Source organism: Cohnella thailandensis, assembly GCF_014212135.1.
Classification (GTDB): domain Bacteria; phylum Bacillota; class Bacilli; order Paenibacillales; family Paenibacillaceae; genus Cohnella; species Cohnella thailandensis.
This window is the reverse complement of the sequence record NZ_JACJVQ010000005.1, coordinates 505,464-518,048: the sequence shown is the minus strand read 5'-3', so window position 1 is coordinate 518,048 and position 12,585 is coordinate 505,464. Positions and strand designations below refer to the sequence as shown.

Here is a 12,585-nt window from a genome sequence, read left to right as displayed (position 1 = left end):
TGCTTCCGCGTTTCGAGCGTTTGTATCCGCATTACCGCCAATCGGCCCCTTGCGCAAAATGCACGGAGCTCTTTAGAAAATTTCCATATGCCTTCCTATTTTGTAGTAGAATGATAAGTGAGCGAATTTATGAAACCAAGTTTTATTGTACGGAACTGGCAAAGGAGGAGGGGATCGATCACGTTCAACTGGCCGCTCCGCAAGGCTGCGAATCGAAAGCCCGGCAATTCTTTGACGGCTTGCTGGGATGGACGGAGATCCCGAAGCCCGATAAGCTCCAAAAACGGGGCGGCGTCTGGTTTCAATGCGGAGCTCATCAAGTTCACGTCGGCGTGCAGGAGGATTTCGTTCCGGCGGCCAAAGCCCACCCCGCCTTTCATGTCCGGAACCTGGATGAGCTTCGTCGCCATCTGCTCCTTCATGATCAAGCCGTTATCGACGACGAGGCCAGGGCCGACGAAGGCGCGAAAAGGTTCTATGTAAACGATCCTTTCGGCAACAGGCTGGAATTTCTCGAATGGCGGTGAAGGCTTAACGGAGGTTTAATGCCAGGCAGAATAGGACGACGGGCCGGTTGAGCAACCGTTGTTATTCATCTGGAGACGGTCATGCGAAGCTTCCCGGCCTGCTTGGGTAATTTTTACTCATCTCGGTGCGATCTTGCGGCATCCGGCTAGAGGCGGTTGTGCTGAGAACTCTAAACAACGCCAGAAGAGCCGCCGGCAACAACCGGCGACTCTCCGAGCGGCAATATCCTCGCTTAAGGAATATACAAAATCTGACCTTCCGTCACGTGAGGTTCGGCCAGCCGGTTGTGCAGCTGCAGCTCCCGCGCCTGTACGTTGTAACGCGTAGCTATCGCATCCAGCGTATCCTCGCGCTGCACGACGCAGAGCTTGAACTTCCGGAACGTATTGGCGGAACCGCTCTTGGCCAGGAACAGCCTCGTCCATTCCACTTCGTCTCCGGACGACTCGGAAGTCGACGGGCCGGCCGCCGCGTTCGCGACGGTTTCTTGCTCCGTTTGCTGCGCTTCTTCCGCCAACCTGGTCTCCGACTCGCGCTTCGCTCCTTTATCGCCAAGCTGGGACAGTAGGCCGACGCCGCCATAAGAAGAAGCGGACTCCGGCGCTTTGGTGTTCAAGGCGACTTTCAGCTCCTGCTTCTCTTCGGGAGCCGGCGCGGAATAGGCCGGCTCCGCTTGCGTTGCCGGAGCTGCCGTGCCCGACGTAGCGGAAACAGCGGGCGCTGCCGACGCTGCCGTTGCTTCCGGCGCTACCGGCGTTTCCGGCGTTACCGCCTTTTCCGGCGCTACTGGCGTTTCCGGCTTTGCCGACGAAACCTGCGAGACCTGCGAAGGCGGCTGGGAAGACGGCTGGGAAGGAACGGCTTGCTCCCCTTCCGATCTTTCTTGAGAAGCTTGGGTAACGTCGCCCCACGGCTGTTCCGCGAGGGCCGCGCTGCCATAGGATTCCTCCGGCGATTCATTCGGAGGGCGATAAGCGTAAGAGTCCGCTTGTCCGTATTCCGACGCGTTCGGTTCATAAGGCTCCGGCTCGGGCTGTTCGATCTGCGGCAAATAAACCTGCTGGGCGCCGTATTCGTAGGGATAGCTGCTATTAACCGGACCCGGTTCCTTCCGGCCATAGGAATCGAACCAGGAATAATCGGGGGACGGGTAGGAGCCGGCCTCTTGCCTGCTCTCCGCATAACGGGTCTCCGCATAGCTAGTCTCTGCATTGCCGGTCTCTGCATAGCCAGCCTCTGCATTGCCGTTCTCTGCATAGACGGTCTCCGCATGGCCGGTCTCCTCATAAAACTTCGGTGCCTCCAAAGGCGCTTGATGAACGACCGTGAAGCTATCCTCCTGCCAGACCGGAGCTTGCGGCACCGACACTTGCAATCCTTTGAGCCCAAGGACGCCCGTGACGTTAAGCGATCTCGTGGACAACAGGTCGACGTCGAAGTTGTCGATCTCGACCGCCAGATCTTCCAGCCTCTCCACTCTTCCGACCGGAAGAGAAATCTCGACGGGGATCCAATGCTCCAGCTGCCTGTTCGCGGAACGTTCGTCCTGGGAACGATAGGAGCCGGTCAGCAAAAGATGCCCCCGCAGAACGATCTGGTCGTCCATCGGCAAGGCTTGCATATGCGGAACCAATTCGATCTCTTCCAGTTCCTCTATGGCGGCTACTTCCTCGGGGAGATGCACTCTCTCGAAAATATCGAAGCGCAACCCGTTGTAAGACTCTGACAAGCGTAGTCCTCCTTTCGGGGGGAGTTATCTCTGCCCATTCAGGGATGGCACAGCTTACTATTTATCTATATGCCGCCTAAGAGCGGGCATGCCTATAGAAATAGATAACGAGAAAAGCTCCCGCAGCGGCCCTATGCGGGCTGCGGCGGGAGCTTCGGAACATTCCCCTGATGATCGAGGCTGCCGATCAGAACTTGGAAAGCGCCGTGCGGAAAGCGGCGACGGAGGCCTCGATATCCGCTTCCGTATGCGCCGTCGAGAGGAACCAGCCTTCGAACTGGGAAGGAGGAATGTTGACCCCTTCGTCCAAGAGACGAGCGAAGACGGTGCGGAATCGTTCGGTATTCGAGGTGCGGGCGACGTCGAAGTTGATCACCTGCTTGTCCGTGAAGAACGGGCAGACCATCGAGCCGACGCGGTTGACGGTCAGCGGCACCCCGAATTCGGACGCGGCCTTCTCGAGTCCCGCGTGAAGCCGAACGGCAAGACGTTCCAGCTGCTGATAGGATTCGACCGTCATCCGGCTGAGGGTCGTGTATCCGGCCGTCATCGCAAGCGGGTTGCCGGACAGCGTCCCGGCCTGATAGATCGGGCCGACGGGAGCCATCTTCTCCATGATGTCCCGGCGTCCGCCGTAAGCGCCGACCGGAAGTCCCCCGCCGATGACCTTGCCCATGCAGGTAAGATCCGGAGTTACTCCGTACAGGCCTTGCGCGCTATGGTAGCCGACGCGGAAGCCGGTCATGACCTCGTCGAAGATGAGCAGCGCGCCGTACTTCGTCGTCAAATCGCGCAGCCCTTGAAGGAACCCCGGCAGCGGAGGAACGACGCCCATGTTGCCGGCGACCGGCTCCACGATAACGGCGGCCAGCTCTTCTCCGAACTTCTCGAAGACGAGCCTCGCCGATTCGATGTCGTTGTAAGGCACAGTGATCGTATGCGTCGCCACGCTCTCGGGCACCCCCGGGCTGTCCGGCAAGCCGAGCGTCGCCACGCCGGAGCCCGCCTTGATGAGCAAGCTGTCCGCATGGCCGTGATAGGAGCCTTCGAACTTCAGGATTTTGCTTCTTCCCGTGTAGCCGCGAGCCAGGCGCAAAGCGCTCATCGTCGCTTCGGTTCCGGAATTGACCATGCGGACGACTTCGACGGACGGCATCCGTTCGCAGACGAGCTCGGCCATCTTCGTCTCCAGCTCCGTTGGAGCGCCGAAGCTCGTCCCTTTGCGCGCCGCTTCCTGAAGCGCCTCGACGACCTCCGGATGGGCATGCCCGATAATGAGCGGCCCCCAGCTCAGCACGTAATCGATGTAGCTTTGTCCATCGATGTCATAGATGCGGCTGCCTTCTCCGCGTTCGATCACGAGCGGGGTCAGTCCAACGGATTTAAAGGCACGGACCGGGCTGTTGACGCCCCCCGGAATGACGCGTTTCGCGCGCTCGAAAGCTTCCTTGGAGCGCGAATCCGATCGAATTCGACGATTATCTGGCATTTTTGACACTTCCCTGCTATCAGATTTGGAAATCTTTATGGTACACTGATCGAGTATACACCCGAGGAGGTAATTGCCTATGATTCAGTGGCTCCGCAAAGTATCGCTATTCGACGGATTAACGGACGAACAGCTCGAGCACGTGCTCCGGATCGCGACCAAACGCTCGATTCCCGTCGGCACCGTTCTTTTCCACGAGAAGGAATACGGCGACAAATTCTATGTCATTCTCAGCGGCTCGATCAAAATTTACAGCAGAAGCGCGAACGGAGAAGAGAAGGTTCTCACCGTCATGGCGGACGGGGAAAGCTTCGGCGAGCTCGCGCTGCTCGACGGCCGCCCGCGCTCGGCATCCGCCCAGACGCTGGAGACGACTCTCGTCCTTGAAATTTCGAGCGATAATTTCTTGGAGCTGCTACGGAATCATTTCGATATCACGCAAAGCATCCTGAAAGAGCTGAGCAAGCGGCTGCGGGTCACCAACGAGCACGTGAACGACCTGACCTTCCTGGACGAACGTACCCGCATCGTCAAGAATTTGATCCTGCTCGCGAACAAGCACGGCCGCCGGGAAGGCTCCTCCATCTCGATCCGAGTCGCCCTCAACCGCGACGAATTGTCCCAGATGGCCGGCGTGACCAAATCCGTGCTTAACGAAGTGCTGCTCGAGCTCGAGTATAAGGGAGTCCTGCGAATCAGCCCTCTCGAATACGTCCTGCATCTGGACAAGCTGCGCACTTAAGCGATCGAAGCTTCTAACGATTAAGCCTTAAGCCATTGGGCCGCGTCCTTCGCATGGTAAGTAATGATCATGTCCGCTCCCGCCCGCTTCATGCCCGTGAGCGTCTCGAGCACGATCGCGCGCTCGTCGATCCAGCCCTGCAGAGCGGCCGCCTTGACCATCGAATACTCCGCGCTGACGTTGTAGACGGCCACCGGCAGATCGAATCTGTCCTTCAGCAGCCTCAGAATATCCAAATAAGCGAGTCCCGGCTTCACCATGAGCATATCCGCGCCCTCGTCGACATCGGATTGCGCTTCGCGAAGCGCCTCCCGGGCGTTCGCCGGGTCCATCTGGTAGGTTTTGCGATCCCCGAATTGCGGAGCCGATTGCGCCGCCTCGCGGAAAGGACCGTAATAGGCGGACGAGTACTTCACCGCGTACGAGAGAATCGGGATGTGCTCGAAGCCGGCTTCGTCCAGCCCCGCGCGAATAGCGGCGACGAAGCCGTCCATCATGTTGGACGGAGCGATGATGTCGGCGCCGGCTTCCGCTTGAGAAACGGCCGTGCGGACGAGCAGCTCGAGCGATTCGTCGTTGTCGACAACGGCCTCTCTCGGCTTATGGTGTACGACTCCGCAGTGGCCGTGATCCGTAAATTCGCACAGGCACGTATCGGCGATAACGAGCAGCTCCGGCGCGATCTCCTTGATCTTGCGGGTCGCTTGCTGAACGATTCCGTCCTCTCCGTATGCCCCCGATCCCACGCTGTCCTTATGCTCCGGAATCCCGAACAGAAGCACCGCTTGGATTCCCGCCTCCACGAGCTCGCGAACCTCTTCCTCCAGGCGGTCGATCGACCATTGATAGACGCCCGGCATGGAAGGAATCTCGTTTTTGACCCCTTCGCCGTAGATGACGAAGATCGGCGCGATCAGATCGTTGACGTGCAAATAATTCTCGCGCACCAAGCTGCGCATCGCGGCGGAATTGCGCAAGCGGCGATGGCGAACCGTTGGAAAATTCATGCCATTCATCTCCTTGAATATCTAGTAAATCGAGTCCTTGCAGCGACAAATGAGTCCGGTTGATCAGCAGTATTCGATAAGGGCCTGAACAAGGCCGTCAAGGGTGTAAGACTCCGCGCGGACGGTAACCGCCAGCCCGTTCTCCTCCGCCGTCTTGGCCGTAACGGGCCCGATGCAGGCGATCTTTGTCCCGGCAAGCAGTTCGGCCGGCTCTTCCACTCCCATCTCCCGCAGCGCCGCCAGCAGGTTGATAACGGTAGAGGAGCTGGTAAAAGTAATCGCGTGAATTCCGCCCTCTTGGAGCATCTCCAGAAGGAACTCGTCCTTCCGTCCCGCCGGTACCGTCTCGTAGACGTCCAGGGAGACGGATTCCACGCCAAGGGCTTCGAGTTCTCTCGGAAGGAGCTCGCGAGCCAAATCTCCGCGCGGAAGCAGCGCTTTCTGCCCCGCCTTCACTCGTTCTCCCAAGCTATCCAGCAAGCTCTCCGCACGGAACCTCTCCGGCAAGGCGGACGGGACGATTCCTCTTTTCCTCAGAGCCTCCGCCGTCTTCGGACCGACGGCCGCGAATTCGGCCCGGTGGAAGCGGCGAATATCGGTGCCGGTCAGCTCCAGCCACCGGAAGAAAAACTCGACTCCGTTGACGCTGGTCAGAATGACCCAATCGTAGGACTCCGCTTCGCTTATCGCGGTTCGGATGGCTTCAACGGTCTCCGGTCGATCCGGGAGCCGGGTCTCGATCACCGGGAATTCGTAAGGCTCGCCTCCGAGCTCGTCGATGCGGTCCGCAAGCTCGCTCGCTTGGGAACGGGCGCGAGTGACGAGAATTCGGCGGCCGAACAGCGGCTTGCTCTCGATCCACTGCAATTCTTCCCGCTGCTTGACCACATCGCCGACGACGATGACGGCAGGCGGCTGGAAGTTCGCCTCCCGAACCTTCTTCTCGATGTCTTGAAGCGTCCCGACCAGCGTCGCCTGCTCCGCTCTCGTGCCCCACCGGACAAGCGCCACCGGCGTCTCGGGCGGCCGCCCGTGCTTGATCAGCTGCTCGCTGATATAGCCGATCTTGGCTACGCCCATCAGGAAGAGCAGCGTCCCCGTCGCGTTGGTCACTTTATCCCAATGGATGGAACGGTCCAGCTTGTCCGGGCTCTCATGCCCCGTAACGACGGAGAACGAGGAAGCCAGCTCGCGATGGGTGACCGGAATCCCGGCATAGGCCGGCACGGCGATCGCGGAGGTAATTCCCGGAACGATCTCATAGGCGATCCCGTTCTGCTTAAGCAGGCCCGCTTCTTCGCCGACCCGCCCGAAGACGGTCGGATCTCCTCCCTTGAGGCGGCAGACCGTCTTGCCTTGCAGAGCCAGATCGACCAGCAGATGATTGATCTCCTCCTGCTTCATCGTGTGCCGGTCGGGCCGCTTGCCGACGTAAATTCTCTCGACATGATCCGGAATCCGGCTCAGAAGCTGCGGCCCCGCCAGCCGGTCGTAGACGACGACCTCGGAGCGCTGGAGGGCTTCAAGCCCTCGCACCGTGATCAGCTTCGGATCTCCGGGACCCGCCCCTACCAAATATACTTTGCCAACAGGCATCGGCTACTCCCTCGCTTCGTCCAGAATTCGGCCGGCGCCTCGCGCCAGCAACTCCCTAGCCGCCCGGCTTCCGACCTCCAGCGGGTCGGTACCTGCCGCTTCCGTCCGCAGCACGGTCGCGCCGTCCGGAGAAGCGACCATCGCCGTCAGCCTGACCGTCGATTGCTCCTCTCCCGATTCGGCTTCGGCATAGGCGCCGATCGGCACCTGGCAGCCTCCGTTCAGCAAGCCCAGGAAGCGGCGTTCCGCGCGAACCGCGCGCTCCGTCTTCGGATCGTTGAGCAGCGCGAGCATGGCCATGACCTCGGAATCGTTCTCGCGGCATTCGATGGCGAGGGCGCCTTGTCCGACGGCGGGCAGGCAGTCCTCCGGCTCGATGAACGCCGTGATCCGGTCTCCCCAGCCCATCCGGCGCATTCCCGCCGCGGCGAGCAGGATCGCGTCGAAGCCTTCCGTCTCGAGCTTCTTAAGCCGGGTATCGATATTGCCGCGCAGCGATTCGATCCGAAGATCGGGGCGTTTGGCCTTCAGCTGCGCGCCGCGGCGCAGGCTGCTCGTTCCCACCTTGGCGCCTTGAGGCAGATTCCGGAGGGTATAGGAATGCAAGCTGATCAAGACGTCGCGGGGATCCTCCCGCTTGGGAACCGCCCCGATGGTCAGCCCTTCCGGAAGATCGAACGGCATATCCTTCATGCTATGAATAGCGCAGTCTATCTCTCCTTCGAGCAAAGCCTGTTCGATCTCCTTGACGAACAGTCCCTTGCCTCCTACCTTGGACAGCGTCACGTCCAGAATGCGGTCGCCGCGCGTAACGATCGGCTTCACTTCGAATCGGTAATCCAGTCCCGCGGCCGCGCAGGCTTCCTTCATTCGGTCGATCGTCTGCCCGGTCTGGGTCATGGCAAGCGCGCTCTGGCGGCTTCCTACGATAATGGTACGCATGGCGTCCTCCTGTAAGTGGTGTATATGATCGCCGGCAATGCAATAGCTCCGCCGCCGTTCTTGAGTCAAGATAAGTCTTGATCGTGCCTATCTCTTGCCAATTCTTTTAGCTTGGAGAGAAGGACCTCCCCCGCTGAATCTTCCGGACACTTCTTCCACAGCTCGAGAGCCGCGTCGGAGGCGGATGCTTGCAGCAGCTTCCTTCGCTCCGCCGGGTCGCTCACGGACGAGAGCGCCGCGCGGCGAAGCTTGTAGAGCTGCTCCGCCAGCGATTCGTACTCTTCCCCGTAGCGCTCCGACAGCTCCGCGGCGAGCCGGGCCGCGAACGCCGGGCCCGCTCCCGAAGCGCTCACGGCGAAGACGAGCCGCCCCCGGCGAACGACCGCCGGCGTAACGAAGTCTCCGGCTTCGCCTTGGTCGGCCAGATTCACCGGAATCCCCCGAGCCCTGGCTTCCTCCGCGATGGAACGGTTGACGTCCGGCCTGTCCGTTGCCGCGAACAGCAGCGCCGCGCCTTCCAGATCGTCCGCCTCGATCGCTCGTTCGGTCGCTCTAAGCTTGCCGGCGGCGCCCCATTCCTTAAGCCGCGGCGTCAACCTCGGCGCGATGACGTGAACGTTCGCCCCCGCCTCCAGCAAGCCGGCCGCCTTCCTCTCCGCGACCGAGCCGCCTCCCGCAACGACGCATAACCGATTCGCCAAGCTCAGCACGACCGGATAACCGGATGCCATATCTCCCACTCCTTTTGCCTACAGCCAATTGTGGAAATCGGACAGCGAGCTCGCGAAGAAGCCGACGATGAGCAGCAGGTAGCCGTACAGATTCCAGCGCGCCCCCTTCGTGCCGATATTGGGATTGGTTCCCTTGCGAACGAGGTACAGGATATACATGGCCACGGCCGCGAAAGACAGCAGCACCCTAAGATCGAAGATCCGGGAGTAACGTTCCTCCAGCAGGAAGGCCGCCGTCCCCGTGGACAAGGAGAGCAGCAGCAGCGGGACGCCGACAATGCTCGAGTGGAAGATGAACTTGTCCAGCGTCTCCAGGCTCGGCATTTTCGTAAGGATGGTCCCGAACCTCTTCTTCTTAAGCCGCTCGTTCAGGAACAAGTGCATGCCGGCCAGCAAGGCCGATATCGTCAGCACTACGAAAGCCAGCGTAATCAAGGCCACGTGGATGATCATCAGCCGGTGAGCCACTTCGCCCGATGCCAGCGACGCCCCGCTTCTCTGCGTCCGTCCCAGCAGATTGACCAGGAACACCGCGAACGCAACGACGTTGACGAGCAGCACGAGAATTTGCGCCTTGAAGAAGAGGTCGATAACGAACGATACCGATAACAGAATCCAAGAAACGAAGAAGACGTATTCCCGAAACGTGACGTCCGGGTTGTCCAGATGCCGGATAAGCAGATCGAGCAGGAAGAACGTCTGAAGGATCCAGGCGAAAACAAGCAGCCCTGTTCCTATCCGTCTTCCGCTCCGGTTGCCATAGGCAACGTCGGAGACGAAAAACAGCAGGCTCAGGGCATAAATATACAATACGGCATCGGTTAACCAATCGTTCGTCAGCATTCGAGAGTCCCTCCCGTGTCCCTTCACGGGATGTCAGACGCTTCATTCAGCGAAGCGCTCCGGCTAACTGGGAGAGCAAGGAGGCGGCGCCGGAAGTCGGCTTCTCGCCAGGCTTCGCTTCTTTGCTCGCGGGGTTGCCGGCCGTGCGGGCTTTCTCCTGCGCATTCATCTCCGCCTTCAGACGTTCGACGTCCTCTTCCAAGCCGAACAGCTCGGTGAAGGTCTCCATGACGGCTTCCCCGCGCTTCTCCGCGGACATCTCCTTGACCTTCAGGATCGGATCGTGAATGACTTGATTAAGCATGCTCTTGGTCAGCTTGCCGATCACCTTGATCTGATGTTCGTCCAGTTCAGGCAGCTTGCGAAGCAGGCTTTCCATCGTTCGTTCGTGAACGGAAGCCGTCTTCTCCTGCAAGCCGCGAATGAGCGGAGCCACGCCCAGCGTCGCGTACCACTGGCGGTAAGCCTCTCTCTCTTCGCCGATCATAGACTCGATAAGGGCCGCTTCCTGCTTGCGCTTCATAATGTTCGTCTCCACGATTCCCTCCAGATCGTCGATATCGTAGAGATACACGTTCGGCAGGCCGGCGATCGCCGGGTCGATGTCGCGCGGAACGGCGATATCGATCAAGAACATCGGTTTGCCCTTCCGCTTCAGCATCGCTTTCTCGACGCTGTCCTTATCCAGCATATAGCGATTCGCGCCGGTGCTGCTGATGATGATGTCGGCTTCCCGCAGCCTCTCCATCGCGTCGTCGAGCGGTACGGCCAGCCCGTCAAACTTGTCCGCCAGCTCTACCGCCCGGGAGAACGTGCGGTTGACGACCCAAACCTCTTTGGCTCCGTTCGAGCTGAGGTGGCGGGCCGTCAGCTCGCTCATCTTCCCCGCGCCGAGAATCATGACCTTCTTGTTGTCGAACCGTCCGAAGATCCGTTTGCCGAGCTCGACGGCCGCATAGCTGACGGAGACGGCGCTCTCGCCGATCGACGTCTCGCTGTGGGCTCTCTTGGCCACGGTAATGGCTTGCTTAAACAGCTTATTGAACAACGTGCCGGTCGCCCCTTGCTGTTGGGCCAGCAGGAACGCGTCCTTCACTTGTCCGAGAATCTGCGTCTCGCCGATCACCATGGAATCGAGGCCGCAGGCGACCTTGAACAGATGATCGATCGCTCGGTCGTCCTCGTACATGAACAAATAAGGATTGAATTCCATCCGGGGAACGTTAAACCATTGCTCCATGAAGGAGCGAATAAAATGTCCGCACAAAGTATGCCGGTCGACGACAGCATAAATCTCCGTACGGTTGCAGGTAGCCACGATGACTCCTTCGAGAATGCCCATCGTGCGCTTCAGTGCCTTCAGCGCTTGAGGAAGGTCCTGCTCCGATAACGCGAACTTCTCCCGGACTTCGACGGGCGCCGTTCGGTAATTCAAGCCGACCACGATCAAATGCAAGGACATTCACCTGCCTTTCCGTAAGAGTAGCTGCGCGCAAGCAAATCACTTTCTTTATTATAGCATAGTTGCCGCGCGCGTCATGAAGGTTTTATGAAAAGTTTGCGAACGCCGGCTCCCGTATTTTACCTATTGTTGTCGAGATAGGCAAATCCTATTCGAAACGCGGCTCGAACCGCATTATAAAAAGCCATAGGAAATCCCCATGGCTTGTTTGATTCGCTGCTTCAATAAGGCTGGATCAGACCAACTCGACCAGCTTCATGTCCGGATCTTCGACCTTCATTTCCCCGAGGCCGCGCACAAGCTTCTTGGCATGAGCGCTAGTCGGTTTAAGCACGCTAACCAAGTAGTCGATCGCGAGTTGGGGATCAACCGTCTCGCCGCACGTATAGCAATCGATTGCGGCGAAGCCTCTTTCAGGATACGTGTGAATGGAGAGATGGCTTTCCGACAGCATGACGAGAACCGTTGCGCCTTGCGGCTCGAATTGCTTGGCTTGAACCGAGAGTACGGTCGCGCCGCAAGCTTCAGCTGCTTCAACCATGTGCGATTGCAGGACTTCTGCGTCGTTCAGCAGGTCAAAATCGACCCCCCAAGTATCAACCGCAACGTGTCGTCCGAAAGTCGAGTATTCCACCTTTCGGTTCCCCCTTCCTAGGAATAAAATGTGTAACTGATTTCATCCGCTAGGACCTACGTCATTCACTTCTCGAGGGAATTTGCATTCTCATCGCAATCCGTTCCTGAGTGAATCCTGGTTCCTATTGTGTTGTCAACGACAATAAAAATAACATCTCTCAGCCCGATTTGCAACCCCTTTTTTCAGGCATTATCACATATAATCCGCCGTTAACAAACGGAAGCCCGCCCGTCGATTCGGGCAGGCTTCCATTCCATAAATATAGGCTTAAGCTTCAAGGGCGAACAGCAGCCGGCTGTGATGCTTCAACCGCTCGTCGATCTCGTCGATCTCTTGAGCCGAGCCGGCTTGATTCCGCCTATCCAGCAGCTCGTTGACCGCCCCGCGAACGATTCCGATCTCTTGCTCCACGTTGCGGCGTTTGAATTGCTCTTCCATCAGGCCGAGCGCGTTGCGTTGCTCGAATACGGTGCGAACCGCATCCCCTTTGCATTCCGCGATCCGAACGACCTTGCCTTGAATATAATGGTAGACCATCGTAAAGCCGGTATAAATTCGATTGACGACCGCATCTCCCTTAAAGGTCGATACGAGCTTGCGAAGGAATCCCGTCAGCTTCGGCTTGAAGACTCGGCAGGACAGGACGCATACGTACATTCCGTCCACACGCTCGAAGTTCAAGCGCAGCGATTCTCCTTCGGTGTCGTCTTGGAGAACCAGCTCGTGATTCCCCGTATCCAATACGAACACTTGCAAGCGCAATTGCTGGGACTCGCTCAGGGCGAAGAGAGCGGGCATTTCGGCTTCCGTTAGCTTCAGGTTCGCGTTGATATACTCCGTGGCCACTCGCTCAGCCATAAAAAAATCTCCTCAATTCCA

At 58.8% G+C, this 12,585-nt stretch carries 12 protein-coding genes; 2 read left to right on the top strand and 10 right to left on the bottom strand.

All coding sequences use genetic code 11. The features are described 5' to 3' along the window. Nucleotides 1-110 precede the first annotated feature (110 nt). On the top strand, nucleotides 111-527 hold the full coding sequence (locus H7B67_RS07250) for a VOC family protein (protein ID WP_185119107.1): 417 nt from the start codon (nucleotides 111-113) through the stop codon (nucleotides 525-527). Nucleotides 528-760: 233 nt separating this feature from the next. Here H7B67_RS07250 and H7B67_RS07245 read toward each other — a convergent pair whose 3' ends face one another. Together H7B67_RS07245 and hemL are read right to left on the bottom strand one after the other, a co-directional pair. Next, nucleotides 761-2,257 (bottom strand): LysM peptidoglycan-binding domain-containing protein, encoded by a 1,497-nt coding sequence (locus H7B67_RS07245; protein ID WP_185119106.1) that lies wholly within the window; start codon nucleotides 2,255-2,257, stop codon nucleotides 761-763. Nucleotides 2,258-2,444: 187 nt separating this feature from the next. Beyond that, nucleotides 2,445-3,746 (bottom strand): glutamate-1-semialdehyde 2,1-aminomutase, encoded by a 1,302-nt coding sequence (gene hemL / locus H7B67_RS07240; RefSeq protein WP_185119105.1) that lies wholly within the window; start codon nucleotides 3,744-3,746, stop codon nucleotides 2,445-2,447. 79 nt (nucleotides 3,747-3,825) lie between these two features. Here hemL and H7B67_RS07235 point away from each other — a divergent pair, with 79 nt between their 5' ends. After that, nucleotides 3,826-4,488: a Crp/Fnr family transcriptional regulator gene (locus tag H7B67_RS07235; RefSeq protein WP_185119104.1), complete on the top strand. Its 663-nt coding sequence runs from the start codon at nucleotides 3,826-3,828 to the stop codon at nucleotides 4,486-4,488. A 20-nt stretch (nucleotides 4,489-4,508) separates the two neighbouring features. Here the strand turns inward: H7B67_RS07235 and hemB are convergent, their stop codons facing one another. The 8 genes from hemB to H7B67_RS07195 all read right to left on the bottom strand — a co-directional run bounded on the left by hemB (nucleotide 4,509) and on the right by H7B67_RS07195 (nucleotide 12,564). Beyond that, on the bottom strand, nucleotides 4,509-5,495 hold the full coding sequence (gene hemB, locus H7B67_RS07230; RefSeq protein WP_185119103.1) for a porphobilinogen synthase: 987 nt from the start codon (nucleotides 5,493-5,495) through the stop codon (nucleotides 4,509-4,511). Between the two features lie 63 nt (nucleotides 5,496-5,558). Continuing rightward, a complete protein-coding gene (gene cobA / locus H7B67_RS07225; protein WP_185119102.1) occupies nucleotides 5,559-7,091 on the bottom strand; it encodes a uroporphyrinogen-III C-methyltransferase in 1,533 nt (510 codons plus the stop codon). A gap of 3 nt (nucleotides 7,092-7,094) precedes the next feature. After that, nucleotides 7,095-8,033 (bottom strand): hydroxymethylbilane synthase, encoded by a 939-nt coding sequence (gene hemC / locus H7B67_RS07220; RefSeq protein WP_185119101.1) that lies wholly within the window; start codon nucleotides 8,031-8,033, stop codon nucleotides 7,095-7,097. Nucleotides 8,034-8,098: 65 nt separating this feature from the next. Then, a complete protein-coding gene (locus H7B67_RS07215) occupies nucleotides 8,099-8,764 on the bottom strand; it encodes a precorrin-2 dehydrogenase/sirohydrochlorin ferrochelatase family protein (protein ID WP_185119100.1) in 666 nt (221 codons plus the stop codon). 18 nt (nucleotides 8,765-8,782) lie between these two features. After that, on the bottom strand, nucleotides 8,783-9,607 hold the full coding sequence (gene ccsA, locus H7B67_RS07210; protein WP_185119099.1) for a cytochrome c biogenesis protein CcsA: 825 nt from the start codon (nucleotides 9,605-9,607) through the stop codon (nucleotides 8,783-8,785). 46 nt (nucleotides 9,608-9,653) lie between these two features. Beyond that, a complete protein-coding gene (hemA, locus tag H7B67_RS07205; protein WP_185119258.1) occupies nucleotides 9,654-11,063 on the bottom strand; it encodes a glutamyl-tRNA reductase in 1,410 nt (469 codons plus the stop codon). A gap of 241 nt (nucleotides 11,064-11,304) precedes the next feature. Further along, nucleotides 11,305-11,703: an adenosylmethionine decarboxylase gene (gene speD / locus H7B67_RS07200; protein ID WP_185119098.1), complete on the bottom strand. Its 399-nt coding sequence runs from the start codon at nucleotides 11,701-11,703 to the stop codon at nucleotides 11,305-11,307. A 270-nt stretch (nucleotides 11,704-11,973) separates the two neighbouring features. After that, entirely contained in the window at nucleotides 11,974-12,564 is a 591-nt protein-coding gene (locus tag H7B67_RS07195; RefSeq protein WP_185119097.1) for a non-ribosomal peptide synthetase module, read from the bottom strand. Nucleotides 12,565-12,585 lie beyond the last annotated feature (21 nt).